Genomic DNA, 26,355 nt, shown 5'->3' with positions numbered 1-26,355 from the left:
AACCGGCGGGCGGGCACAGGTTTTTGTCCATGGAGGGGCGGGAGCGTGGGGCGGGACGAGCGGGACACGGTCGCTAGGGGAGCACGGCTGTACGAGGCGGCCCAGGCGGTGGTCGCCGACCACGGCAGGGCGGCGGAGGCCGTACGGGCCGCGCTGAAGCCGATCCACGACGCGGCCGTGCAGCGGGAGCTCGACGCCATCCCGGTGGGCCGTCTGCAGGACGTCACCGAAGGCCGGCTGCGGCTGGGGAGCGTCGAGAAGAGCGGGCTGCGCACGGTGGGCGCCGTGCTCGAAGCGGGCCCCTACCGGTTGCGGCAGATTCCCGGTGTCGGGCAGCGCACCGTCGACCAGATGCTCGCGGCCGCCCGCCGGCTCTCCGAGGCCGCGCACGAGACCGTGGCCGTCCACATCGACGTGGAGCGGCCGGAACCGAGCACCACCGCCCTCGTCATGGCCCTGCACGTGCTGGTGGAGGCCGGTCCGGACGCCCGGCGCGCGGTCGACCATGCCGCCGTACTGTCGCAGCGGCTCGGCCCCCTGCTGGCCGACGCCAGGCTCGCCGTCGGACGCATCCGGATCCTGCTGGCGGGCCAGGCGAAGAAGGCCCGCGCCTGGGCGGCCGTCGCCGAGGTCCGGTCGCTGGTGGCCGAGGCGGAGCAGTCGGGCCTGCCCGAGCTGCTCGCCCAGGCCTCCGTGGACCTGCTCCGGACGCCCCCGTCCGACATCGCGGCGTGGGTGGACTTCGAACTCCGCTCCGCCGAGTACTACAGCCTGCTCGCCGAGATCTCCGGGCGGCAGCCGGACACGGCCGCCGCCGAGGGCTTCCTGCCCGACGAGATCGCCGAGCGGGTACGGACCCAGCCCCTCGACGACGCGCACCGACGGGTCTCCCTGCGCGGCTACCAGGCCTTCGGCGCACGCTTCGCGCTGGCCCAGCGCAAGGTGATACTCGGCGACGAGATGGGACTCGGCAAGACCATCCAGGCGATCGCCGTGCTGGCACACCTGGACGCCGGGGGACAGAGCCACTTCATGGTCGTCTGCCCGGCGAGCGTCCTGGTGAACTGGACCCGGGAGATCGAGGCCCGCAGTGCCCTGCGCGTCACCGTGCTCCACGGCCCCGACCGGCACCTCGCGTTCGCCGACTGGAAGGAGCGGGGCGGGGTCGGGGTGACCACCTTCGACGCGCTGCGCGGTTTTCCCGCGCCGGGCGACGGGGAGGTCGGACTGCTCGTGGTGGACGAAGCGCACTCCGTGAAGAACCCGAAGGCCAAGCGGTCCCAGGCGGTCGCCGGGTGGGCGCAGCGGTGCGGGCGCGTCCTCCTCATGACCGGGACGCCGATGGAGAACAGGGTCGTGGAGTTCCACAACCTGGTCCGGATGCTCGACGGCGACCTCGCGGACTCCCTCGACGGCAGGGAGCGGCTGGCCGGATCGGTCGCCTTCCGCAAGGCCGTGGCCCCGGTCTACCTGCGGCGCAACCAGGAGGACGTGCTCACGGAACTCCCGAGTCTCCAGCAGACCGACGAGTGGGAGGAACTGAGCGCGTCGGACGAGGAGGCGTACCGGGACGCCGTGCGCGCGGGCAACTTCATGGCGATGCGCAGGGCCGCGTACGCGCGGCCCGAGAAGTCGGCCAAGCTGGACCGGCTCCGGGAGATCGTTCAGGAGGCCGGCGAGAACGGGCAGAAGACGGTGGTCTTCTCCCACTTCAAGGACGTACTGCACGTGGTACGGGAAGCACTCGCGACCGTGGACCCCGACGGCACCGCGCTGTTCGGCCCGCTCACCGGAGGCGTCCCGGCCGGGCGTCGCCAGCAGATGGTCGACGACTTCGCCGGCGTCCCGGGCCCCGCGGTGCTCGTGGCACAGATCCAGGCGGCGGGCGTCGGCCTCAACATGCAGGCCGCCTCCGTCGTCGTCATCTGCGAACCCCAGATCAAGCCGACCATCGAACACCAGGCGGTGGCCCGCGCCCACCGGATGGGTCAGGTCAGGCCGGTCCGTGTGCACCGCCTCCTCGCCACCGGGGGCGTCGACGAACGCCTGGTGAAGCTGCTGGAGACCAAGACCCGCCTCTTCGACGCCTACGCCCGCCGCAGCGCCGTGGCCGAAGCCTCCCCGGACGCGATCGACGTGTCGGACACCGAACTGGCCCGGCAGATCGTCGAGGAGGAGCAGGCGCGGCTGGGGATGACGGACGAGAGGCTGACGGCGGCCGAGTGAGCGAGGACGGCGAGGACCCGGACCACGCTCCCGGCGACCGAAGGGACCCCGTCAGGCCGCCCTCGCCACCCACCGACAAGCCTCCGCGTACCCCCGCACCAGCGGCCGCCCCTCGTCCTCCTTGCGCCAGGCCAGCACGTATCGGCTCGGACCGATGCCGCGGACCGGTCGGGTGACCACGCCGCCCAGGGTGATCAAGGGGGCGTTGCCCGCGGCCACGAGGCAGATGCCCAGGCCCGCGACGAGGGCCTCGTACGTCTCCTCGGTGCCCGCGATCTCCGCGCCGACGCGGGGCGGGCGGCCGCCCCGTTCGTCGAGGGCGAGCCAGAAGTCGCGCAGGGGGCCAGAGCTCGGCGGCAGGGCGAGGAACGGTTCGTCGGCCAGGTCGGCGAAGTCGACCTCCGCACGGGCGGCGAGCGGGTGGCCCTCCGGGAGGGCGACCAGGCGGGGCTCCTCGGCGACCACGGTCCATCCGTAGCGCTCCTCGTCGGGCAGCGGCAGCCACACGAACGCCACCTCCGTCCCGCCGTCCGCCAGACCCGCGGTCGGGTCCTGCCAGCCCATCTGCCGCAGCCGTACGACCGCCTCCGGATGCGCGGCCGTGAAGCGGGAGCGGATCGCCGGAAGCAGGCCACCGCGGCCGGGGCTGGTGCTCATGCCCACCACCAGCGTGCCGCGCCCTGCCGCCCGGGCCGTGGCCATCGCCCTGTCCGCCGCCGCCCAGGCCGCCAGTACCTGCCGGGCGTGCGGCAGCAGTGCCTCACCCGCCTCGGTGAGCAGCACGCCCCGCGGGTCCCGCAGCAGCAGCTCCACGCCCAACTGCCGCTCCAGCGCCCGGATCTGCTTGCTCAGCGCGGGCTGTGACACGTACAGCCGCTCGGCCGCGCGCGTGAAGTGGAGTTCCTCGGCCACCGCGAGGAAGTAGCGCAGATCCCGTACATGCACGTCGATCGTCATAACCATCGGTTATCACCGTGGGTCTTGGACGGGCAACCGACATGCGCAGCAGGCTGGTCCACGACACGAGCGGTGGAACCACGAGGAGTCGTCATGAACAAGGTGTGGCTGATCACGGGCGCGAGCAGCGGGTTCGGGCGGGCGATCGCCGAGGCCGCCCTGGCCGACGGCGATGTCGTGGTGGGCGCGGCCCGCAGGCCCGAGGCATTGGACGAGCTAGTGGCCGCCCACCCCGACCAGGTGGAGGCGCTGCGCCTGGACGTGACCGACACGGCCGCCGCGGAGGCCGCCGTTCGGGACGTGGTGGCCCGGCACGGCCGGATCGACGTACTGGTCAACAGCGCGGGCCGCACGCATGTCGGCGCGTTCGAGGAAACCACCGAGGACGAACTGCGCGAACTGTTCGACCTGCATGTCTTCGGGCCGGCCGCGCTGACGAGGGCGGTGCTTCCCGCCATGCGCGCGCGGCGGTCGGGGGCGATCGTGCAGATGAGCAGCATGGGCGGGCAGATGTCCTTCGCGGGCTTCTCGGCGTACAGCGGCACGAAGTTCGCCCTGGAGGGCCTGTCCGAGGGGCTCGCCGACGAGGTCCGGGAGTTCGGCATCAAGGTGCTGATCGTGGAGCCGGGCGCCTTCCGGACCTCGCTGTTCGAGGCGAGCCGTGCCGGAGTCAGCGCGGACAGCGGGGTCTACGCCAAGGTGAGCGAGACCCGCGGGTTCGTCTCCGGCGGCGACGGCACCCAGTCCGGCGATCCCGCGAAGGCGGCGGCCCTGATCCGTGCCGCGCTCGACGCCGAGGAGACCCCGCTGCGGCTGCCCCTCGGCGACGACGCGGTGACCGCCGTACTCGACCACCTCGACGGGGTACGGGCCGATGTCGCCGCCTGGGAGAAGCGCACCCGGGCCACCGCCTTCGACGACTGACGACGCACGACTGACGGCCCACGGCCGGTCAGTGGAACGGCACCGGCTCCGCCACCCACCCCGCCGTCAGCGCCAGCCGCGTCCGGCGGTGCACGGCGAGAAAGCCGAAGGGGCGGTCGAAGGCGGCCGTCACCACCGTCGACAGGTACCGGGGCGTGGGCGGCGGCCCGCCCGGCGCCGCCGCCACCGCCGTCACCGCGGCCGCCTCGAAGCCGAGCGCGTCGAAGCGGGCCAGCACGGACTGCCGGGCGGAGCCGACGGCCAGGGGCGAGGCGCTGATGCCGGGGAAGTGGCCCTGCCGGCCGTCCCGCGCCGCGGTGAGGCCGAACAGTTCGTGCAGGTCCAGCAGATCGTGCTGCGCCCGCATCTCGAACGCGGCCGTCGTCACCTCCAGCGTCGGCTGCCGGGGGTCGGCGCACGGCCGTTCCTCCACCCGCAGCCCCGGCCCGGCGGGCCCGAGCGGCAGCAGCGACCCCCGTACCACGGGACACGTGCCGTCGAGCAGGGCCGCCCCCGCCGCCAGCACCTGACCCGGCGTCATGTGCTCGTCGCCGAGCAGGAGATGGACGTCGACGCCGTTGTCGCCGAGGACCTTCACCTCGGTGACCCGGCCCGCGGGCGCGGTCGCCACCCCGGCCCGGTCCGGGCGCACGCTGCGACGGTGCAGCCCGCGCAGGGTCCTGCCCTGCCAGGGGCCCGTCGACGGGCGTACCGGACGCGCCTCGAAGGGCCGCTGCCACGTGGTCCGCAGGGCCAGCGCGCTGGCCAGCACCAGCTCGGTGTCGTCCCGCACCTCCACCGGCATCCGTTCGATCAGACCGCCCGTCCGTTTCGCCGCCCAGGCGTCCATCTCTTGCTGGTCGAGGGCGGGATCGCCGGTGAGGACACCGTGCGCGTCGGTCGGCAGCCCGGCCTCCCACTCCTCGCGCGGCTCCAGCGTCCGTTTCGTCCACAGTCCGAGCGCCGCGTCCAGCGCCTTCGCGTCGGCCAGCTCCGCGAGCAACTCCCGTGCCGCCGCGGCCGCTTGCTCCGCGGGCACCCCCAGCGCCCGTGCCAGCTCGGCCCGTGCCGCGCCCTGTGCCCCGTCGGCCAGAAAGGCCAGCAGCGGCCACACACCGGCGGCCGAGAAAACGGTCCCCCCGGAAGACATCCCAGCCCACCGTGCCGTGAGCCCGTTCACCGCCTGGGTCGTCGCACCCGTGATCGGCATTCCACCCCGCCCGCCCCGCGCATACCATGCGCCCTGTCGTACGTCAGTTCCCCACCTGCCTGAACCAGGAGCACGGTACCCGTGTCCATACCCCCGCCCCCTGGGCCCCACCAGCCCGCCCCCGCCCAGGGGCCGTCCCCGGCCCCGGGCCCGTACGGGCCGCCGCCGCAGGGACAACTGCCGTATGGGCCGCAGCCGTACGGGCAACCCTATGGCCCGCCCTACCCGACCTGGGGACAGGGCTACAGCCCCTACGCCCGACGCCCCTCCGTCAACGGTCTCGCCGTCGCCTCGCTGGTGCTCGGTGTGCTGTGCTGCTTCCCGGCCGTGGGACTGGTGCTCGGCGTCGTCGCCCTGGCGCAGATTAAGAAGAAGGGCCAGTCCGGAAAGGGGCTGGCCGTCGCCGGGTCGATCCTGTCGTCGCTCGGGCTCGCCCTGTGGGTGACGGCGCTCGCCACCGGCGGGCTCTCCGACGCCTGGGAGGGATTCAAGAAGGGCGCGACGCAGGGCACGGCCTTCTCGGTGGTGAAGGGCCAGTGCTTCGACGCGCCCGGGGAGTCCCTCGAAGGACTGACCTACGACGTCGACGAGGTGCCCTGCGCGGGTGAGCACGACGGAGAGGTGTTCGGCGAGTTCCGGATGACCGGCTCCGTCTTCCCGGGGGACAGCGCGGTCTCCGACGTGGCCGACGAGAAGTGCTACCCGCTCCAGGACAGCTACGCCATGGACACCTGGGCGCTGCCCGAGGACGTCGACGTGTACTACTTCGGCCCGACCCGGCAGAGTTGGCGCCTCGGCGACCGCGAGGTGACCTGCATCTTCGGCAACACCGACGGCAACGCCACCCTGACCGGCTCGCTGCGCGCCGACGAGACCACGCTCGACCCGTACCAGGTCGCCCTCCTCAAGTCCCTCAACGCCCTCGACGCCGTGCTGTGGGAGGAGCCCGAGGACTACCCGGAGGACGACCTGCCCGGCTACCGGACCTGGTCGCGGGACGTCCAGGACAGCCTCGACGACCAGATCGGGGCCCTCGGAGCGCAGTCCTGGCCTGCCAGGGCCGACAAGCAGGTCGCGGCGCTGGTGAAGGACATGACGGCCGCCCGCGACGAGTGGGCGAAGGCGGTCGCCGCCGCCCTGGACGACGACGTGGACGCCTTCTACACCCACTACGACAAGGGGTACGAGTACGTCGACGGCCCCAGCACGGTCACGGCACGCAAAGCTCTGGGGCTGGCCACGAAGCGTCCGACCTCGGACGAGGACTACGGCGGCGGGAGCGGCGCCCCGGACAGCGGCGAACTCAAGGTGTGATCGCCGCCATAGCGGGGAGAAAGTGCCTGCGTAAAGCCCACCACCGGAACATGTCATCACATCGAGTGATTCTCTGGCCTTTGCTTGCATGGTCCAACCCACGGTTGCCAGGCTGTTGCTGTCTGTACAACCTGATGGGAGCGGCCAGTGACATTCGGTGAGCAGCCGGCGTACCTGCGTGTCGCGGGTGATCTCCGCAAGAAGATCGCCGACGGTTCGCTGCCACCGCACACCCGCCTGCCGTCCCAGGCGCGGATCCGCGAGGAGTACGGCGTCTCGGACACCGTCGCGCTGGAGGCCCGCAAGGTGCTGATGGCCGAGGGGCTGGTCGAGGGCCGCTCCGGCTCCGGGACGTACGTCCGCGAGCGGCCCGTGCCCCGCCGTATCGCCCGCTCCGGGTACCGCCCCGCCTCCGGTGCCACCCCGTTCCGGCAGGAGCAGGCCGACGGGGAGGGGCGCGGCACCTGGGAGTCCAGCAGCCGGCAGACCGAGGCCTCGACGGGCATCGCCGAGCGGCTCGCCATCCGGCCCGGAGACCGGGTGATGTGCACGAAGTACGTCTTCCGGGAGGCCGGTGAGCCGATCATGCTCTCCACCTCCTGGGAGCCTCTCGCGGTCACCGGGCGCACCCCGGTGATGCTCCCCGAGGAGGGCCCCCTCGGCGGCATGGGCGTGGTCGAGCGCATGGCCGCCATCGACGTCGTCGTGGACAACGTCACCGAGGAGGTCGGCGCCCGCCCCGGCCTCGCCGAGGAGCTGCTCGCCCTGGGCGGTGTCCCCGGGCATGTCGTCCTTGTGGTCCACCGCACCTACTACGCCTCGGGCCGCCCGGTGGAGACGGCCGACGTGGTCATCCCGGCCGACCGCTACCAGGTCGCGTACCACCTTCCGGTGAAGTAGTGCGCGCCCCGGGGAGGTTGCCCGGGGCGAACACTCAACCGGCCTGCAAACGAACGCCGTTCGAATTCGGCCGTTCTCGCAGGTCGACACCGATGCGTAGGAGGCGTCCCTGACCGGAGGCAGCGCCCTCCACCGGGGGCGTGTTCACAGGTGCGCGCCCCCGCCGGAGGAGTCCGTCCTGGCTGGTTGCGTACCTCTTTGTGAAAACGCGTGTTCGCTGCGTAAAGGTTGGGCGTAGGCTCGGGCATATGCGGATTGCGGTTTCCTTATCGGGTGGGGCTCGACGCAGGTCGGGAAGGAGCGGTGGGGCGCAATGAACGACGGCACGATCACTCTTCCCTGGCTCGTCATACGACAGGACGACAACGGCAATCGCTACCGCGTGGGCAGGTACGCGACCCGGGCCGAGGCCCAGAAGATCGCCGACAGTCTCGATGCCCGCGGCCACAAACAGCTCTACTGGGTCGAGCGCATCGGCCCGAACGGCACGAGTTCGGCCGACTGACGGAGCCTCCCGTAGGCTCCGGCGCATGACGGAACGGATCGTGGTGGTGGCGGCCGCCCTTCATGACGGCGACCGCCTCCTCGCAGCCCGCCGCAGCGCACCTCCCGAACTCGCCGGCCGCTGGGAGCTGCCGGGCGGCAAGGTGGAGGAGGGGGAGAGCTCGGAGGAGGCTCTGTCCCGGGAACTGCGTGAGGAACTGGGCGTAGAGGCCGAGGTGCTGGAGCGGGTCCCCGGCGAGTGGCCGCTGAAGCCCCCGTACGTCCTTCAGGCGTGGCGGGCCCGCTTGCTTCCGGGTTCAGCCGCCCCCAAGCCCTTGCAGGACCACGACGAACTGCGCTGGCTGGCACCGGACGACGTCTGGGACGTGGACTGGCTCGACCAGGACGTGGAAGCACTCGGTGCTCTGAGGGCTTTCAGGGGCGCGGGGAACTGCGCGTCAAGCCACGATGCACCCGCACCCGCCCCACGACGGAATCCCTCGAGCTCTTAGGTGCCCCTACTTAAGCCATTCGGCACGGTACCGCGGCCCTGATATCGGGTATGTGCCCCTTAACCCCACGAAAGCGGACATGGGCTGGCCCGGGATGTGATCGGCGTGATCGACACCGAAGGCGACTGCGCCGAGTGGACTTTCCCGGCGGACCCGGGTGCCGTGCGCGCGGCCCGGACGGCTGTCAGGAACCGGCTGACCGCCTGGAATCTCGACGGCCTCGCCGACATCGCCGCCCTGCTGGTCAGCGAGCTGGTGACCAACTCCCTGCGGCACGCCACCGGCCCCATCGGCGTCCGGCTGGTCCGTCCCGGAGGTGTGGACGGCGTCCTCCGGGTCGAGGTCTCCGATCCGCTGCCCGACCCGCCCCGCGCACGCGTCGCCGACCTGGACGACGAGAGCGGCCGCGGCCTGCAGCTGGTCGCCCATGCCGCCCATCGCTGGGGCACCCGCCCCGGGGTGGCGGGCAAGACGGTCTGGTTCGAACTCTCGATGCCGCGATGACCAGGATCTGATGGCGGTGGAGAACGCCGAGAGCAGCAGGAAGCCCTGTACGGCACCCCTGCCGCTGTCCATTGACCGGTTCAGGCCGGTGGCGGTTGTCGGCAGACGTGATTCGACGACGTGTCCGCTGGTTAGAAGACTGGAAGTGTTGTCGCAGCCCGGACCGAAAACCGTCGGGATCGTGCTGTGATCGTGAACACCGTGTTGTGCGGCGCCGTAGTGCTGGATACTGCGGGCAGCCGCCCCCGGTGACCGGTGCCGGACGCGGTGAGCTGGAGGGGACGGTTCGCGTGAGCGAGATACCAGCGAAGGCCACGGAGTCGAAGGACCCGTCGGACGGCGCGAGGACGGAGGCCGCGGACGCTGCCGCGGCGCAGGCCCGTCACGCTGACGGACCGTCCGGTGACGCCATGTGGCAGAGCAGCCCGCCCGGCTCGATCTACGACTACATCAAGGTCGCTTCCTTCTCCATCGGCCCCGACGGTCTGGTCGACCAGTGGAGCCTGCGCGCCGAGCAGCTCTTCGGCATCCCCGCCGAGCACGCCGTCGGCATGGACCCCATCGAGGCCTTCATCGACTCGGACCTGCGCGCGCAGGGCCAGCGCAAGATGGCGGAGATCCTGGACGGCCGCGAATGGACCGGTGTGGTCCCCTTCCGGGTGCCTTCGTCGGCGGCCGAGGGCGAGTGCGGCCGGGAGGGCCTCGCCGAGGTCTACGTCATGCCGACGCGGACCGAGGAGGGCGAGAAGGCCGCCGTCTGCATCGTCGTCGATGTGCGCACCCTGCGCAGCATCGAGACCGACCTCGCCGCCTCGCAGGCGATATTCGGTCAATCTCCCTTCGGGTTTGTGCTGATCGACCCCGAGTTGCGGGTCCGCCGCGTCAACTACCGCTTCGCCTCCCTGTTCGGCGGCAGCCCGGACGACCACCGGGGCAGGGGTGTCCACGACTATCTGCCGCGCCCCGAGGCCGAGCGGGTCACCGCGACCCTGCGCCGGGTCCTGGAGACCGGCGACTCCATCACGGACATGCACGTCACGGGCTTTCTCCCGGGCTCCGACGAGCGCCGCCACTGGTCCATCAACCTGTACCGGGTGCGCAGCGGGTCCGGACGGCCCATCGGCATCGCCTGGCTGGGAACGGACATCACCGCCCGCCGCGCCGCCGCCCGTGAGGCCGCGGCCGCCCGGCGCAACCTCGCCCTCCTGAACGAGGCCGGGGCCCGCATAGGGAACTCGCTCGACCTGGAGACCACGGCCCGCGAACTCCTCGACGTCGTCGTCCCCGGCTTCTGCGACCTGGCCACCGTCGACCTCTACCAGGGCCTGCTGGCCGGCGACGAGACTCCGCCGGGGCTCGCCGACGGCAGCGCCGAACTGCGCCGGGTCGCCTTCGCCAGCGCGGTCTCCGACGCCCCCTTCGCCGGCTCCGGCGACCCCGTCGCGGTCGGCGCGGTCCACCACTACCCCTTCAACTCGCCCTGCGCGGACGCCCTGCGCACCGCCCGCCCGCTGTACGTCCCGGCCGAGGAGGGCGGCCTCGTGCAGTCGACGCTCGCGGTGCCGATGGTCGCCCACGACACCGTCGTAGGACTCGCGCAGTTCGCCCGGACCAAGGGCAGCGAGCCCTTCGGGGACCGGGACCGGGATCTCGCGGTGGAGCTGGCCGCGCGGGCGGCGGTCTGTATCGACAACGCCCGCCTGTACCGGCGCGAGCACGAGCGGGCGCTGATACTGCAGCGGTCCCTGTTGCCGCCCGGCGACCCGGTCGCCTCCGGCCTGGACATCGCCTGCCGCTATCTGCCCGGCAACTCCTCCGCGGACCGGCCCAGCGAGGTCGGCGGCGACTGGTTCGACGTCATCGAACTGCCGGGTCACCGCACGGCGTTGGTGGTCGGCGACGTGATGGGCCGTGGCCTGCGGGCGGCGGTGGCGATGGGTGAACTCCGCTCCGCCGTGCGCACCCTGGCCCTCCTGGACCTCGAACCGGCCGAGGTGCTCAGCGCGTTGGACGAGATCGCCCGCGGTCTGGGCGCCCCCGGCGGGGTCCAGCAGGCCACCCGCGCGGCCCGCCGCCCCCGTGAGGCGGACCTGTCCGAGGTGTACCTGGCGACCTGCGTCTACGCCGTCTACGACTCGGTGACCCGCCGCTGCACCTTCGCCAACGCGGGCCATCTGCCGCCCGTGCTGGTCGAGCCCGGCGAGGACGCCCTGATGCTCGACGTGCCGCCCGGCATGCCGCTCGGCGTCGGCGGCGAGCCCTTCGAGGAGGTCGAGGTCGAACTACCCGAAGGCGCCCTGCTCGCGCTCTACACGGATGGACTGGTCGAAAGCCGCGATCACCCCCTCGACGAAGGACTGCAGGCGTTCGTAGGAGCGCTCACCGACCCCTCCGCCCCCCTGGAGGACGTCTGCGACCACGTCCTCAACACCCTCGACACCCATCACGGCGAGGACGACATCGCCCTGCTGATGGCACGTGTCCAGGGCCTGCCCGCCGACTCGGTCGGGGACTGGACGCTCCCGCGTGAGCCGCGCAGCGTGGGCCGGGCCCGCGAGTACGCCCGCGGCCAGCTGCTGAGCTGGGATCTGGAACCGCTCGTCGACACCACGGAACTCCTGGTCAGCGAACTGGTCACCAACGCCCTGCGGTACGGCGAGGGCGACATCCGGCTACGGCTGCTGCTGGACCGCACCCTGGTCTGCGAGGTCTGGGACTCCGGCCTGGTCCAGCCGCGCCGCCGCCGCGCCCGCGACACCGACGAGGGCGGCCGGGGCCTGCAGCTGGTCGGCCTGCTCAGCGCGGCCTGGGGGTCCCGGCGCACCCCGCGCGGCAAGACGGTGTGGTTCGAACTCCCGCTGCCCGACGGGGAGAACGGCATGGTGGACCCGGCGGAGGCACTGCTGAGCCTGTTCTAGGCGGTGTGCCCGCGCAGCCGTACGTCCCGCTCGGCGAGGTCGCGCGCCTCGCGGGCCAGGGCGTCCGCGCGCGGGAGATCGCCGGTGAGCCGTGCCTCGGACAGCAGGACACGGGGCGCGGCACCGACCGTCTCGCGGTGGACGGTGACGTAGTCGTCCGCCGCGGCCACGGACTCCCGGGCGACCAGCAGCGCGGCCACCGGGAGCACTCCGGACCGGCCGGTCGCCAGGGGCGCGCTCGCGTGCACGATCCGGCGCAGGACACCGACCGGGTCGTACGGCTGTCCGGACGTGGTCTCCTGGCGTACGGCGGCCAGGACCGCGTCCGCGTGCAGGAGCCGGGCGTGGGTCTCGCCCTCGTGTGCGGTGCCGTCGCGGAACGGGGCCAGTTCCGCCTCCGCACCCGTGAGGGCGGGCGGGATCAGCCGGGCGGCCTCGGCGCGCACCTCGCGCAGCCGGGTCACGGCCGTCACCAGCACGTCCGCCCGGGCGATCGCGGTCTCCGCCGCACGAAGGTGGTGGGCCGCGTCCTCCGGCCGGTCGGAGGCCGTGGCCTGGTGGGTCTGGTTGAGGTGGACGGTGGCGGTGACCAGGCTGTCCTTGGCCAGTTCGGCATACCCGGTGACGGAGTCGTCCGTCGGCGCGGTCTCCGCTCCGGTGGTGCGGGCGGTCAGTTCACGGAAGCGGGTCTCGGCCGACGCCAGGGCCGCGGCCGGGTCGCGGTCCAGCGCCCGCAGGGCACGCAGGCTCTCCGCCGCGCCGGTCAGCCGCCGCTCGGCCTCCTCGCAGCGGCCCACGACCCCGGCGAGGGCGGCCGCCTCCTCGGGTACGCCCTCCTCGTACCGCCGCCGTATCGCGCACGCCGCCGCCAGCTCGGCCTCCGCCGCTCCGGCCGCCCCGGTGAACGGGGTCATCGCCTCGGGACCCGGGCCGGCCGCCGCGAAGGTGATTTCCTCGCGCAGGGTGCGCAGACGGTTGTCGGCGGCGACCAGAGCGGCCCGGGAGCGGTCGTCGAGGCCGGCGAGCGGGGCCGGGGCCGCGGGGGAGGGGTACGCGCCCACGTGGGTCGTGCCGGCGGCCGCCGGTGTCGTACGGCGGCGGGTGCGGCGTACGCGGCGGACCGAGCCGTAGGCGGCGAGGGCCACCACCACGACGAGGACGGCGACCGGCAGGACGAGGTCGCTGCCGGAGGACTCGGCCTCGGCCGGGGCGGCGCTGGCGCGGGCGCCCGCAACCGGAGCGTCGTCGTTGATCGTCATCCATGGCAACACCAGCCACGCGACCCCGGCCACCACACCCAGCAGGGCATGCGCCACCCGCACGGATATGTGCGAGCGGCTCCGCCGCGGTCGACCCCGTACGAAGGATGACGTCACGTTTCGGAGCGTATGGGGCGGAATGCGGGGGCGCGAGCGGGGTGGGACGGGCGGGGGTACGACGAACGGACGGGGGAGCGATGTCACCGGCGCAGGACGGGCGGACCGACGGGGACGGGGACGGGAACGGGGTCGGGGAAGGCGAGGCGGAGAAGGAGAAGAAGGCACCGGCGTCGAAGCCGGGACGCCGCCGCTGGATCCGCCGGGGTGCTCTCGGGCTCGCGCTCGTCGTCCTCGTCCCCCTCCTGACCGTGGCCGTCGCCCTCCGCCTCAACTACGCCGGCTCCCCGGCCGACGGCACCCACACCCGTGGCAAGGACGCGATCTGGCTCGGTCACGCCTGGGTGGACGGCCGCAGGACCGACGCCGACGTCACCGCCTTCGCCCGGCGCCTGGCCGGCACCGGGATCCGGGACCTGTACGTCCACGCCGGACCCCTGGAGCACGACGGAACGCTGCCGGCCTCGGCGTATCCGAAGGCGGCCTGGCTGATCGGCGCCGTGCACAGGGCGGCCCCCGGCATCCGCGTCCAGGCCTGGCTCGGTGACAAGCTCGCCACCGAGAGCCCGGACGGCATGCGCCTCGCCGAGCCGGACACCCGAGCCGCCGTCGTGCGGTCCACCCGGCAGATCCTCGCCGCCGGGTTCGACGGAGCCCACTTCGACCTGGAGCCCCTGCACTCCGGGGACGAGCACTACCTCGACCTCCTCGACACCCTCCACCAGGTCACCCGCGCCCATGGCGTGCCCCTCTCGGTCGCCGCCCACCAGATCGACCCGCTGCCCGCGCTGCACTCCGTCACGGGGACACTCGCCGGGCACCACAAGTGGTGGTCGCAGGCATACTTCGGCCAGGTCGCGCGCCGGGTCGACCAGATCGCGGTGATGTCGTACGACACCGGCACACCGCTGGAGAGCCTCTACGGCGGCTATGTCGCCCAGCAGACCTCACTGGCCCTGGAGGTCACGCCCGAGTCCACCGACCTGCTGATGGGCCTGCCCTTCTACCGCGAGAACAACTTCGACCACTGGGCCTTCGCCGAGACCGTCCCCGGCGCGGTGCGAGGCGTCCGCCTGGGGCTCTCCCGCACGGACGCGGACCGGGCCTGCTTCGGGGTGGCGCTGTACGTCGACTTCGCGGCGACGGAGGCGGACTGGAGGGCGTACGAGAGGGACTGGGTCGCCGGAAAAGCACCTGCGGTCCGGCCCACCGCACTGCCACGATCGGCCGAATGACCAGCACCCGCAGACACCTCACCCGCGACGACCTCGCCCCCCTCGCCCGCGCCGCGACCGGCCGCGCCCTCAAAGGCGTCACCCGTCTCCGCGGCGGGACCAAGAAGGGTGTCTACCGGCTGCTCCTCGACGACGACACGACCGTCGTCGCCTACGTCTGGTCACCGGACGAGGACTACTGGGACGCCGGACCCTCCGACCTCCGCGACCCCTTCTCCGCCGGCACCAGCCGCGGCGTGTTCACCGCGGCCCACGACCGGCTCGTGGCCGCCGGGGTCCGGACCCCGCGCCTGCTGCACGCCGACGCCGAAAGGGACGCCGTGGTCGTCGAGGACCTGCGGGGCGGCAGCCTGGAGGACGCCCTGGAGCGGGACCCGGTGGCGGGGCGCGCCGCGCTGGAGCAGCTCGCCGGCGAACTGGCGACCCTGCACGCGCAGCAGGGACCCGCCTTCGGCAAGGTCGGGCTCGTCGACAACGGGGGTACCTCGTACGGGAGTTCGGCGTCCCGGCGCGTCACCGAGGGCGCCCTGCGGGACATCGGGGAGGCCGCCCTGCGGGACGAACGGATCGCAGGGGTGCGCGAGGACCTGGAGGAGAGCCTGCGGCGGCTCGACGCGGCGGTACGGCCCCGCGACCGGCACTCCCTCATCCACGGCGAACTCGGCCCCGACCATGTCCTGTTGGACGACCGGGGGCGGCCCGCGCTGATCGACGTGGAAGGGCTGATGTACTTCGACGTCGAGTGGGAGCACGTCTTCCTGCGGATCCGCTTCCAGGAGCGCTACGACGTCCTGCGGGCCCCGGCCCGGGAGCTGGACGAGGACCGCCTCCGTCTCTACCGCCTCGCGATGCACCTCTCCCTCGTCGCGGGCCCCCTGCGTCTCGTGGAGGGCGACTTCCCGCACCCGGAGGGGATGCGGGAGATCGCCGAGCACAACCTCGGGGAGGTGCTCACTCTGCTGAGGAGCGCCTCCTGATCTTCGAGCCCAGCCACACCAGCGGGTCGTACTTGCGGTCGACGGCCCTCTCCTTCAGGGGGATCAGCGCGTTGTCCGTGATCTTGATGCCCTCGGGGCAGACCTCCGTGCAGCACTTGGTGATGTTGCAGTAGCCGAGCCCGTGCTCGTCCTGGGCCGTCTTCTTGCGGTCCAGGCCGGACTCCTCGGCCGCGTCCAGCGGGTGCATGTCCAGCTCCGCCACCCGCATGAGGAAGCGCGGGCCCGCGAAGGCGGGCTTGTTCTCCTCGTGGTCACGGACCACATGGCAGGTGTCCTGGCACAGGAAGCACTCGATGCACTTGCGGAACTCCTGCGAGCGGTCCACGTCCTCCTGCATCATCCGGTACTCGCCGGGACCGAGACCGGCCGGTGGCACGAACGCCGGGACCTCGCGCGCCTTCTGGTAGTTGAAGCCGACGTTCGTGACCAGGTCCCGCACCACCGGGAAGGCCCGCAGCGGAGTGACGGTGATCGTCTCCTCCTGGGTGAACACCGACATGCGGGTCATGCACATCAGCCGCGGCCGCCCGTTGATCTCCGCCGAGCACGAACCGCACTTGCCCGCCTTGCAGTTCCAGCGGACGGCGAGGTCGGGCGCCTGGGTGGCCTGGAGGCGGTGGATGATGTCCAGGACCACCTCGCCGTCGTTGACCTCGACCTTGAAGTCCTCCAGGTCGCCGCCCTTCACATCACCGCGCCACACCTTGAAGTGGGCCGTGTAGCCGCTCATTCGTACAGCTCCTCTTCGGCGAGGTACTTGACCAGCTCCTCCTTGTCGAAGAGGGCGAGCAGGTCGGCGCGGATGGGGTCGGTGGTCTCACGGGTGAGGTCGATCTGCCCCCGGACCGGGTCCGTGGCCGCCAACCCGCCCGTCGGGTCGGTCAGTTGGCACAGCAGGTTGACGTTGCGCCACTTGCGGTCCATCGCCGGATGGTCCTCGCGGGTGTGCCCGCCGCGCGACTCGGTCCGCTCCAGCGCGGCCCGTGCCACGCACTCGCTGACCAGCAGCATGTTCCTGAGGTCCAGCGCGAGGTGCCAGCCCGGGTTGAACTGCCGGTGCCCCTCGACCCCGGCCCGCCGGGCCCGTACCCGGAGATCCGCGAGCTTCTCCAGGGCCTGCTCCATCTCGCCCTCCCGGCGGATGATGCCGACCAGGTCGTTCATCGCCTGCTGGAGTTCCTGGTGGAGGGTGTAGGGGTTCTCAGGAGGTCCTACGGCGGGCTCGGCGCCCTCCGCCGAGAACGGCCGGAGCGCCTCGGCCGCCGCCGCGTCCACCTGGGCCTCGTCCACCGGCGGACGTGCCGCCGCGAGCGCGGTCGCGTGCTCCGCCGCGTGCCAGCCCGCCCGGCGCCCGAACACCAGCAGGTCGGACAGGGAGTTGCCGCCGAGCCGGTTCGAGCCGTGCATCCCGCCCGCGACCTCACCGGCCGCGAACAGCCCCGGCACCCCGCGTGCCGCCGCCGTGTCCGACTCGACCGCGATCCCGCCCATCACGTAGTGACAGGTCGGCCCGACCTCCATCGGCTCGGCCGTGATGTCGACGTCCGCCAGCTCCTTGAACTGGTGGTACATCGAGGGGAGCCGGCGCCGGATGACCTCGGCGGGCATCCGTGTCGAGACGTCGAGGAAGACCCCGCCGTGCGGGGAACCCCGGCCGGCCTTCACCTCGGAGTTGATCGCGCGGGCCACCTCGTCGCGGGGGAGCAGCTCGGGGGGACGCCGGTTGTTGTCCGGGTCCTCGTACCAGCGGTCGCCCTCCTCCTCCGACTGGGCGTACTTCTCCTTGAAGACGTCGGGGATGTACTCGAACATGAACCGCTTGCCCTCGGAGTTCCTGAGCACCCCGCCGTCGCCGCGGACCGACTCGGTGACGAGGATGCCCTTCACCGATGGGGGCCAGACCATGCCGGTCGGGTGGAACTGCACGAACTCCATGTTCAGCAGCGGAGCGCCCGCGAGCAGCGCCAGCGCGTGCCCGTCGCCCGTGTACTCCCACGAGTTCGACGTCACCTTGAAGGACTTGCCGATGCCACCGGTCGCGATCACCACGGCCGGGGCTTCGAGGACGAAGAAACGGCCGGTCTCACGGTCGTAGGCGAAGACACCGGAGACGCGGGAGCCGTCTTTCAGGACCCGGGTGACCGTGCACTCCTGGTAGATCTTCAGGCGGGACTCGTAGTCGCCGGTCTCCTTCTTGTCCTCCTGCTGGAGCGAGACGATCTTCTGCTGGAGGGTGCGGATCAGTTCCAGGCCCGTGCGGTCGCCGACGTGGGCGAGGCGCGGGTACTCATGGCCGCCGAAGTTGCGCTGGGAGATCCGGCCGTCCTTGGTGCGGTCGAACAGGGCGCCCCAGGTCTCCAGCTCCCAGACCCGGTCCGGGGCCTCCTGGGCGTGCAGTTCGGCCATGCGCCACTGGTTGAGGAACTTCCCGCCGCGCATGGTGTCGCGGAAGTGGACCTGCCAGTTGTCGTGCGCGTTGGCGTTGCCCATGCTGGCCGCGATCCCGCCCTCGGCCATCACGGTGTGCGCCTTGCCGAACAGCGACTTGCAGATCACCGCCGTACGGGCACCGCGCTCGCGGGCCTCGATGGCGGCCCTGAGACCGGCCCCTCCGGCGCCGACCACGACGACGTCCCATTCCTGCCGGTCGACCACGGACATCAGAAGGCACCTTCAATCTAGAAGAAGCGCGGATCATCGAAAGCGCCGGAGGCGACCAGGAAGACGTAGAAATCGGCGAGTGCCACGCTCACCAGCGACGCCCAGGCGAGCTGCATGTGCCGGGCGTTGAGCTTCCCGACGAACTGCCACGCCCTGTAGCGCACGGGGTGCTTGGAGAAGTGCCGGAGCTTGCCGCCGACGATGTGCCGGCAGGAGTGGCACGAGATCGTGTAAGCCCAGATCAGCACGATGTTGACCAGGAACACCAGGGTGCCGAGGCCCATGTGGCCCCACTCGTACTTCTCGTTGCGGAAGGAGAGCACGGTGTCGTAGGTCAGGATGCCGGCGACCACGATCGCGGCGTAGAAGAAGTACCGGTGGATGTTCTGCAGGATCAGCGGGAAGCGGGTCTCACCGGTGTACTTCTTGTGCGGCTCGGCCACCGCGCAGGCCGGCGGGGACGCCCAGAAGCCCCGGTAGTAGGCCTTGCGGTAGTAGTAGCAGGTCAGCCGGAAGCCGAGCGGGAAGATCAGGATGATGATCGCGGGGGAGATACCCCACCAGCTGCCGAAGAGCTCCCAGTTGGGGCCGTGGCGCATGGGCGCGCAGCGCTCGGCCAGGCAGGGCGAGTAGAACGGCGAGACGTACGGCGCCGCGTAGTAGTCCGTGTCGGCGAAGGCCCGCCAGGTCGAGTACACGATGAAGGCGAGCAGCCCCGCGGCCGTGGCGGCGGGCGCCAGCCACCAGCGGTCGGTGCGCAGGTGCGGGGCGTCGATCGCGGCGCGCGTACCGGTGCGTACGCCGCCGCTCACGGTATGGGATTCGGTGTCGGGGGGTTCCGTACCAGTGGCCAACGCTTGACTCCGGTCGGGTCAGGGGGCTCGGCGGTCGCGGGCGCCGAGTCCCTCGTCGTCCGAGTCCGTCCACAGGGTGTTGTCGTACGGGGTGTCGGAGATGGAGACGAGATCCGGGCGGCGGGCCTTGGCGAGCGCCGGGTCGGTCTCCCTCAGCAGTGCGAGGCTCTCGCGCAGGCGGTCGGCGTCGATCCGCACACGGCGCATCTCCAGACCGCCGCTGCCCAGCTGCTGCTCCAGGCGCTTGACATACCTGAGCACCTCGTCGAGCGAGCGCTGGGCCGCTGCCAGTTCGTCGTTCACGGACATGACGTGACCTCACTTCCGTGGGCGGGGATGCCCTGGACGGGAACGGTCATGCGCCTGCGAGTGTTGCGCGTCACACCTACCGGTGTGAAGGGACGTGCATGGATTGGCGGATCGTGTGCCTCCGTGCGCGCCCCTCGTGCGCCGTCGATTGCGCCGCACGGGTGGGCTTCCCGGTCGTTGTCGCCGTGTCGCCGTCCGTTGCCGAACCCTTTCCTCTTCAGTGGCCGCAATAGATGTGATCAGCTCCATATACCGCCAAAAGTGATCATAACGCCCGCGGCTCCCGGAGGTAAGCAGAGATGTCCCACAACGGCGTCGCACTGCGCGCGGTCACGCGCTCGGTCGTCTTCCTCACCGCGGGCGCGCTCGCGGTGACCGCGCTCTCCGGGTGCAGTTCCGAGGACAAGTCGAGCAAGCCGCTCGCGGAGCAGGACATCGCGCCCGTCGCCCGCGACCAGGTGGCCGACGGCGGCACCCTGCACTGGGCCGTGGACACCGTCCCGGAGACCCTGAACACCTTCCAGGCGGACGCCGACGCGACCACCACCACCGTCGCCCAGGCGGTCCTGCCCTCGATGTACCGGCTCGACGCCAACGGGCGGCCGCAGGTCGACCCCGCCTACCTGGAGTCGGCCAAGGTCGTCGAGACCGGGCCGAAGCAGGTCGTGCTGTACAAGCTGAACCAGCAGGCCGTGTGGAGCGACGGCCGGGAGATCGGCGCCGCCGACTTCGCCGCCCAGTGGCGCGCCCTGTCCGGCAAGGACTCCGCGTACTGGACCGCCCGCAACGCCGGCTACGAGCGCATCGAGAAGATCGAGCGCGGGGACAACGACCTGGAGGTCAAGGTCACCTTCGCGCGGCCGTACGCCGACTGGCGCTCGCTGTTCTCGCCGCTGTACCCGAAGGACGTCATGGGCACCCCGGACTCCTTCAACGACTCCGCCCGCAAGAAGCTCAAGGTCACCGCCGGTCCCTTCCAGGTGAAGAAGGTCGACCGCAAGGACGACGAGATCACCCTTGTGCGCAATCCGCGCTGGTGGGGCCACCCCGCCAAGCTGAACGAGATCGTGCTGCGCGCGGTACCGCGCGACAAGCGGGCCACCGCGCTGGCCGCCGGCACGATCGAGCTCGCCGAGGTCGACCCCGAGGCCCTCGGCCGCATCAGCCTCGCCGCCCGCGCCGGAGCGACCTCCGGCGCGAGCCCGGTCGCGGGCCCGGGCGGACGGCCCGCCCACCGCTCCGGCAGCAACCTGGAGGCCGCCGACGCGCTGCGTTCCTGGGCCCTCGCCCACGGCGACGACGAGGAGGCCGCCGACGACGAGCTCAGCGCCCGGCAGAAGAAGCGCAGGGCCCTCGTCGCCTACGAGCGTGAGCAGGCGGCCCTGAAGGGCTTCGAGATCCGCAGGTCCCTGGAGCCCGCCTACACCCAGCTCGCCCTCAACGGCGCCTCGGGTCCGCTCGCCGACGAGCGGGTGCGCCGGGCCGTGGCCCGCGCCCTCGACCGCAAGGCGCTGGCCGGGGTCGTCCTCTCCCCGCTCGGGCTGCCCGCCGTGCCCGTCGGCAGCCACCTCGCGCTCTCCGGCCAGGACGCCTACGCCGACAACAGCGGCGCGCTCGGCGGCCAGGACGCCAAGGAGGCCCGGGCGCTGCTCGCGGACGCCGGCTGGGTGCCGGGCGGGCCGGTCGAGAAGGAGAAGAAGAAGGGCGAGAAGGCGGCGGGGACCGAGGGCAAGAAGGCCGCCCGGGACTCCGCGGGCGAGGACGGGGAGGGGGACGACGGGTCGTACACCGTCGGCGAGGACGACAAGGGCGACGGCCAGGACCCCAAGGACCACCGCGGGAGCGGGGACGGCCCGCGCCATCTCGCCCAGGACGGCAAGCAGTACGCGAACAAGCTCAAGCAGGGCGGCGCGCCGGGGGCGTACGCCCCCAAGGGCACCGCGGCTCCGGCGGACGCGGCGAAGAAGGCGCTGGCCAAGGACGGCAAGGCGCTCGCCCTGCGCTTCGTGCTCCCCTCCGGCCCGGGGTCCCAGACGCTGCGCGCGGTGGCCGGGAGGATCTCCTCGATGCTGGAGAAGGTCGGTATCCGGACCGAGATCTCCAAGGTCTCCGACGAGAGCTACTTCAAGGACCACATCGCGTCCGGGCAGTACGACCTCGCGCTGTACTCCTGGCCCGCGTCCGCCTTCCCCGCCACCGACGCGCGCCCGATCTTCGCCAAGCCGGTGCCGGCCGCGGACGGGTCGCTGAACGTCGAGCAGAACTACACCCGGGTCGGCACGGACCAGGTGGACCAGCTCTTCGACCAGGCCCTCGGCACGCTCGACGCGGGGAAGAGCCGGAGCCTGATCCGCAAGGCGGACGCCCGGATCTGGGCCGCCGCCGGGTCCATCCCGCTGTACCAGCGGCCGCAGCTGACGGCCGTGAAGAAGGACGTGGTGAACGCCGGTTCCTTCGGATTCCAGACGCCGGTCTACGAGGACATGGGCTTCCTGAAAAAGGGCGCGAAGCCGTCGGCCGACCCCACCGGGCACTGAGCCCGGCGAGCCCCGGCCCGGGAGGCAACGTACGATGGGGTGAGGCCGTGGCGTGTCAAGCCCGGCAGGCCCGCGTCACACGGACGTACGCAGCAGGGCCTTCTCACCACTCTGGGAGTACGCCGCAATATGGCCACGCGCCACGACATCCGCAACGTCGCCATCGTCGCCCACGTCGACCACGGCAAGACGACCCTCGTCGACGCCATGCTGAAGCAGGCCGGTGCCTTCGCCGCGCACGCCGCCGAATCGCTCGACGACCGCATGATGGACTCGAACGACCTGGAGCGTGAGAAGGGCATCACGATCCTGGCCAAGAACACGGCCGTGAAGTACCACCCGAAGGATGGCGGCGAGGTCGTCACCATCAACATCATCGACACCCCGGGCCACGCCGACTTCGGCGGCGAGGTCGAGCGCGGTCTGTCGATGGTGGACGCGGTGGTGCTGCTCGTCGACGCCTCCGAGGGCCCGCTGCCCCAGACCCGCTTCGTGCTGCGCAAGGCACTGCAGGCCCGGCTGCCCGTCATCCTCTGCATCAACAAGACGGACCGCCCCGACTCGCGCATCGACGAGGTCGTCAACGAGGCGTACGACCTCTTCCTCGACCTCGACGCCGACGAGGACCAGATCGAGTTCCCCATCGTCTACGCCTGCGCGCGTGACGGTGTGGCCTCGCTGACCAAGCCGGAGGACGGCACGGTCCCGGCCGACAGCGACAGCCTGGAGCCCTTCTTCTCCACGATCCTCTCGCACGTCCCGGCTCCGGAGTACGACGAGACGGCCCCGCTCCAGGCGCACGTCACCAACCTGGACGCCGACAACTTCCTCGGCCGTATCGCGCTGCTCCGCGTCGAGCAGGGCGAGCTGCGCAAGGGCCAGACCGTCACCTGGATCAAGCGCGACGGCACCATGTCCAACGTGCGCATCACCGAGCTGCTGATGACCGAGGCGCTCACCCGCAAGCCCGCCGAGAAGGCCGGCCCGGGTGACATCTGCGCGGTCGCCGGTATCCCGGACATCATGATCGGCGAGACCCTCGCCGACCCCGAGAACCCGATCCCGCTCCCGCTGATCACGGTCGACGAGCCGGCGATCTCCATGACCATCGGGACGAACACCTCGCCGCTGGTCGGTCGCGGCGGCACCGGCAAGGGCGCCGACGCCAAGGCGGCCGTCAAGGACCGCAAGGTGACCGCCCGTCAGGTCAAGGACCGCCTGGACCGCGAGCTGATCGGTAACGTCTCGCTGCGCGTCCTGGACACCGAGCGCCCCGACGCCTGGGAGGTCCAGGGCCGTGGTGAGCTCGCGCTCGCCATCCTGGTCGAGACCATGCGCCGGGAGGGCTTCGAGCTCACCATCGGCAAGCCGCAGGTGGTCACCAAGGAAGTCGACGGCAAGGTGTACGAGCCCGTCGAGCGCATGACCATCGACGTGCCCGAGGAGCACATGGGCGCGGTCACGCAGCTCATGGGTGTCCGCAAGGGCCGTATGGACAACATGTCGAACCACGGCTCCGGCTGGGTGCGCATGGAGTTCGTGGTGCCCTCGCGCGGTCTGATCGGCTTCCGCACGGAGTTCCTGACCCAGACCCGCGGCACCGGTATCGGGCACTCCATCCACGAGGGCTTCGAGCCCTGGTTCGGCACCCTGCAGACCCGTAACAACGGCTCGCTGGTCGCCGACCGCTCCGGTGCCGTCACCGCCTTCGCGATGACGAACCTCCAGGAGCGCGGCGTGCTGTTCGTGGACCCGGGCACCGAGGTCTACGAGGGCATGATCGTCGGTGAGAACTCGCGCGCCGACGACATGGACGTGAACATCACCAAGGAGAAGAAGCTCACGAACATGCGGTCGTCCTCGGCCGACTCGTTCGAGGCGATCGTCCCGCCGCGCAAGCTCTCCCTGGAGCAGTCCCTGGAGTTCTGCCGCGACGACGAGTGCGTCGAGGTGACCCCGGAGGCGGTCCGCATCCGCAAGGTCAACCTGGACGCCCGCGAGCGCGCCCGCGCCGCGAGCCGCGCCAAGCACGGCTGACCCGACGCCGTCGGGCGACGAGGCGACAGAGGAGCCAGGCATCCGGAGGCGGAGCCTGGCTCCTCGGGCGTTCCGGCACTTGTGAACGGGACGCCAGGTGAAGGAAGTTTTTACTCAGCAAGGACATAGGGATAACCCTTTGGTCCGGCGCAGCCCGGCCCTGCGGGGGACGATCGGTACTAGCCTCCGGAGTGCGTCACCCCGCGCGCGGACAAGTGCAGTCGCCTCTGTTCGCCGGCGAACGGCCCTGACGGACAGTCTGTTGGCCGCGTCCCGCCCGGGCGAACACGCTGAGTAGGCCCCTTATATGGCGGCCGACGTCACCGCAAGTCATTTTTCCCGCCGTGACGTCCGGAATGCGGACACTCGACACCGGTAGATGTGTAACAAGTCCGTTTCGCAGGAATCTTTCCTCTATCCCTTTGTCCGGATTTTGGAAGATGTGAGCGCGAGGTGTGATCGAACCGAGACCTCGACGGTGTGGTTCAGCTTCGTCTCATGGCAGATAGTTAGGCGCGTAGAGCTCGGATGGCCGGGACGCGCGCTGAAAGGCGGCGCAGGCCTGCGAGCGCTGGGGGCACGATCATTTTCAGGCGCCGATAACGGCGTTGGTCGAGTGCAGCCCTTTGCAGTGAACCAATGGATTCTTGAGGAGGAACCCATGCGCGGTGCGAAGAGTGCCAAGTGGGTCGCGATAGCCGCGGTTGTGGCACTGGGAGTTACCGCCTGCGGTGGTGGCGACGACAGCGGCAGTGACAGCAAGGCAGCGGTCGACCCGAACGGCACGTTCACGGTCGAGTCCGGTGAGCCGCAGAACCCGCTGCAGCCGGCCAACACCATGGAGTCCTACGGCAGCATCGTGATCAAGTCGCTGTTCACCGGCCTGGTGGACTACGACAGCAGCGGCAAGATCGTCATGATGAACGCCCAGTCCGTCGACACCAAGGACAGCAAGACCTACACGGTCAAGCTCAAGTCCGGGTGGAAGTTCCACGACGGCACCCCGGTCACAGCCGAGTCCTACGTCAAGGCCTGGAACTGGGCCGCGAACCCCGCCAACAAGCAGACCAACAGCTTCTGGTTCTCGGACATCGCGGGTTACGACCAGGTCGCCCCCGCGTCGGGCAAGTCCAAGGCCACCGAGCTCTCCGGCCTGAAGGTCGTCGACGACAGCACCTTCACCATCACGCTGTCGAAGGCGATCCCCTACTTCGTCTACAAGCTCGGCTACGAGGTCTTCTCGCCGCTGCCCGAGTCCTTCTACAAGGACCCGGCCGCCGCCGGCCAGAAGCCCGTGGGCAACGGTCCCTACCAGTTCGTCAGCTGGGACCACAAGAAGGCCATCACGGTCAAGAAGTACGCCGGCTACGAGGGCTCGAACGCGGCGAAGAACGGTGGCGTGGTCTTCAAGAACTACTCCACCCCCGAGACGGCCTACGAGGACCTGAAGTCCGGGAACCTCGACGTCATCACCCAGGTCGCCCCGAAGGACCTGCCGGTCTACAAGCAGGACCTCGGCGACCGCGCGGTCGACCAGCCGTACTCCGCGATCCAGACCATCGCCCCGGCCTTCTACTCGAAGCAGTGGAAGGACATCGACCCGAAGGTCATCCAGGGTCTGTCGATGGCGATCGACCGCGACACCATCACCAAGACCGTGCTCCAGGGCACCCGTGAGCCCGCCACCGGCTGGGTCGCCAAGGGCGTTCTCGGCTTCCAGCCCAACGCCGCGGGTGACGTCACCAAGTACGACCCGGCCAAGGCCAAGGCGCTCATCAAGGAGGGTGGCGGCGTTCCCGGCAACTCCATCACCATCCAGTACAACACCGATGGTGGCCACAAGGAGTGGGTGGAGGCGGTCTGCAACTCCATCACCAACGCCACCGGTGTGAAGTGCGCCGGCGACGCGAAGGCCGACTTCCAGGCCGACCTCCAGGCCCGTGACGCCCACGAGGTCAAGTCCCTGTACCGCTCGGGCTGGGTGCTGGACTTCCCGATGAACGCCAACTTCATCCGTGACCTGTTCGGATCGAAGTCGGACGGCAACCAGAGCGGCTTCTCCAACAAGACGATCGACAGCGAGATCGCCGCCGCCGACGGCGCCGCCACGCTGGACGAGTCGGTGAAGAAGTACCAGGAGATCGAGAAGCAGCTCCCGAACTACATGCCGAGCATTCCGCTCTGGTACTACAAGGTCAACGCGGGCTACTCGGAGAAGGTCTCGGGCGTGAAGTTCGCCCAGGACGGAGACCCGATCCTGACCGGCGTCCAGGTCAAAAAGTAACCGCTGACAGCTCGTTGCCGACCGGGGCGTGCACGCCCGCGCCCCGGTCAGCAACGGCAGCGGCCGGGGGGCCCTTTCCACGTGTGTCACCGAGTGGTGCGCGAGGAGAGGGCCTG

The 26,355-nt window shown here is 71.1% G+C and carries 20 protein-coding genes; 13 read left to right on the top strand and 7 right to left on the bottom strand.

The features are described from left to right. Positions 1–45 precede the first annotated feature (45 nt). Positions 46–2,226 carry a DEAD/DEAH box helicase gene (locus AQI94_RS09025; RefSeq protein ID WP_031051923.1) on the top strand — a complete coding sequence of 727 codons (2,181 nt, stop codon included), beginning with the start codon at positions 46–48 and terminating at the stop codon, positions 2,224–2,226. A 51-nt stretch (positions 2,227–2,277) separates the two neighbouring features. Here the strand turns inward: AQI94_RS09025 and AQI94_RS09020 are convergent, their stop codons facing one another. After that, complete coding sequence (locus AQI94_RS09020) at positions 2,278–3,189, bottom strand: LysR family transcriptional regulator (protein WP_031051922.1); 912 nt, start codon at positions 3,187–3,189, stop codon at positions 2,278–2,280. An 87-nt stretch (positions 3,190–3,276) separates the two neighbouring features. Between AQI94_RS09020 and AQI94_RS09015 the strand changes: the two genes are divergently transcribed. Then, on the top strand, positions 3,277–4,107 hold the full coding sequence (locus tag AQI94_RS09015; RefSeq protein WP_031051920.1) for an oxidoreductase: 831 nt from the start codon (positions 3,277–3,279) through the stop codon (positions 4,105–4,107). Positions 4,108–4,135: 28 nt separating this feature from the next. Here AQI94_RS09015 and AQI94_RS09010 read toward each other — a convergent pair whose 3' ends face one another. Then, positions 4,136–5,257 carry a serpin family protein gene (locus AQI94_RS09010; protein WP_225890167.1) on the bottom strand — a complete coding sequence of 374 codons (1,122 nt, stop codon included), beginning with the start codon at positions 5,255–5,257 and terminating at the stop codon, positions 4,136–4,138. A gap of 141 nt (positions 5,258–5,398) precedes the next feature. Between AQI94_RS09010 and AQI94_RS09005 the strand changes: the two genes are divergently transcribed. From AQI94_RS09005 to AQI94_RS08980, 6 genes are all read left to right on the top strand, one after another. Next, the gene (locus AQI94_RS09005; RefSeq protein ID WP_062229673.1) at positions 5,399–6,631 is read left to right on the top strand and encodes a DUF4190 domain-containing protein; all 1,233 of its coding nucleotides are present in this window, start codon (positions 5,399–5,401) and stop codon (positions 6,629–6,631) included. Positions 6,632–6,778: 147 nt separating this feature from the next. Further along, positions 6,779–7,531, top strand: coding sequence for a GntR family transcriptional regulator (locus AQI94_RS09000; RefSeq protein ID WP_031051084.1), 753 nt, complete (start codon positions 6,779–6,781; stop codon positions 7,529–7,531). Positions 7,532–7,844: 313 nt separating this feature from the next. Then, on the top strand, positions 7,845–8,036 hold the full coding sequence (locus tag AQI94_RS08995; protein ID WP_031051082.1) for an SPOR domain-containing protein: 192 nt from the start codon (positions 7,845–7,847) through the stop codon (positions 8,034–8,036). Positions 8,037–8,061: 25 nt separating this feature from the next. Then, positions 8,062–8,526, top strand: coding sequence for a (deoxy)nucleoside triphosphate pyrophosphohydrolase (locus AQI94_RS08990; protein ID WP_031051080.1), 465 nt, complete (start codon positions 8,062–8,064; stop codon positions 8,524–8,526). 96 nt (positions 8,527–8,622) lie between these two features. Continuing rightward, entirely contained in the window at positions 8,623–9,030 is a 408-nt protein-coding gene (locus AQI94_RS08985) for an ATP-binding protein (protein WP_031051077.1), read from the top strand. 290 nt (positions 9,031–9,320) lie between these two features. Further along, on the top strand, positions 9,321–11,948 hold the full coding sequence (locus AQI94_RS08980; RefSeq protein WP_031051075.1) for a SpoIIE family protein phosphatase: 2,628 nt from the start codon (positions 9,321–9,323) through the stop codon (positions 11,946–11,948). On the opposite strand, the gene AQI94_RS08975 is transcribed toward AQI94_RS08980, so the two are convergent. Next, a complete protein-coding gene (locus tag AQI94_RS08975) occupies positions 11,945–13,324 on the bottom strand; it encodes a hypothetical protein (protein WP_225890166.1) in 1,380 nt (459 codons plus the stop codon). The genes AQI94_RS08980 and AQI94_RS08975 overlap by 4 nt on opposite strands. A gap of 80 nt (positions 13,325–13,404) precedes the next feature. On the opposite strand from AQI94_RS08975, the gene AQI94_RS08970 reads away from it, so the two are divergent. Together AQI94_RS08970 and AQI94_RS08965 are read left to right on the top strand one after the other, a co-directional pair. After that, on the top strand, positions 13,405–14,559 hold the full coding sequence (locus tag AQI94_RS08970; protein WP_051832484.1) for a glycoside hydrolase family 18 protein: 1,155 nt from the start codon (positions 13,405–13,407) through the stop codon (positions 14,557–14,559). Continuing rightward, positions 14,556–15,536, top strand: coding sequence for a phosphotransferase family protein (locus tag AQI94_RS08965; RefSeq protein ID WP_031050939.1), 981 nt, complete (start codon positions 14,556–14,558; stop codon positions 15,534–15,536). Before AQI94_RS08970 ends, AQI94_RS08965 begins: the two co-directional genes overlap by 4 nt. Here AQI94_RS08965 and AQI94_RS08960 read toward each other — a convergent pair. Genes AQI94_RS08960 through AQI94_RS08945 form a run of 4 tightly spaced genes read right to left on the bottom strand, consistent with a single transcriptional unit; the run spans position 15,511 to position 19,381 of the window. Then, a complete protein-coding gene (locus tag AQI94_RS08960) occupies positions 15,511–16,287 on the bottom strand; it encodes a succinate dehydrogenase/fumarate reductase iron-sulfur subunit (protein WP_031050936.1) in 777 nt (258 codons plus the stop codon). The genes AQI94_RS08965 and AQI94_RS08960 overlap by 26 nt on opposite strands. Then, the gene (locus tag AQI94_RS08955; protein ID WP_031050933.1) at positions 16,284–18,218 is read right to left on the bottom strand and encodes a fumarate reductase/succinate dehydrogenase flavoprotein subunit; all 1,935 of its coding nucleotides are present in this window, start codon (positions 18,216–18,218) and stop codon (positions 16,284–16,286) included. The genes AQI94_RS08960 and AQI94_RS08955 overlap by 4 nt, the downstream gene beginning before the upstream one ends. A 17-nt stretch (positions 18,219–18,235) precedes the next feature. Next, positions 18,236–19,072, bottom strand: a complete 837-nt coding sequence (locus AQI94_RS08950; RefSeq protein ID WP_031050931.1) for a hypothetical protein — start codon at positions 19,070–19,072, stop codon at positions 18,236–18,238. Between the two features lie 18 nt (positions 19,073–19,090). Continuing rightward, positions 19,091–19,381, bottom strand: a complete 291-nt coding sequence (locus AQI94_RS08945) for a hypothetical protein (protein WP_007384473.1) — start codon at positions 19,379–19,381, stop codon at positions 19,091–19,093. 299 nt (positions 19,382–19,680) lie between these two features. Between AQI94_RS08945 and AQI94_RS08940 the strand changes: the two genes are divergently transcribed. The 3 genes from AQI94_RS08940 (at position 19,681) to AQI94_RS08930 (ending at position 26,239) form a co-directional block, all read left to right on the top strand. Next, complete coding sequence (locus tag AQI94_RS08940) at positions 19,681–21,918, top strand: ABC transporter family substrate-binding protein (protein ID WP_062229671.1); 2,238 nt, start codon at positions 19,681–19,683, stop codon at positions 21,916–21,918. Positions 21,919–22,047: 129 nt separating this feature from the next. Beyond that, positions 22,048–23,955, top strand: coding sequence for a translational GTPase TypA (typA, locus tag AQI94_RS08935; protein WP_020119702.1), 1,908 nt, complete (start codon positions 22,048–22,050; stop codon positions 23,953–23,955). 661 nt (positions 23,956–24,616) lie between these two features. Continuing rightward, positions 24,617–26,239, top strand: coding sequence for a peptide ABC transporter substrate-binding protein (locus AQI94_RS08930; RefSeq protein WP_031041845.1), 1,623 nt, complete (start codon positions 24,617–24,619; stop codon positions 26,237–26,239). Positions 26,240–26,355 lie beyond the last annotated feature (116 nt).

Source organism: Streptomyces pseudovenezuelae, assembly GCF_001513955.1.
Lineage (GTDB): Bacteria > Actinomycetota > Actinomycetes > Streptomycetales > Streptomycetaceae > Streptomyces > Streptomyces pseudovenezuelae.
The sequence above is the reverse complement of the archived record's forward strand: the minus strand, read 5'-3'. Positions and strand labels throughout refer to the sequence as shown.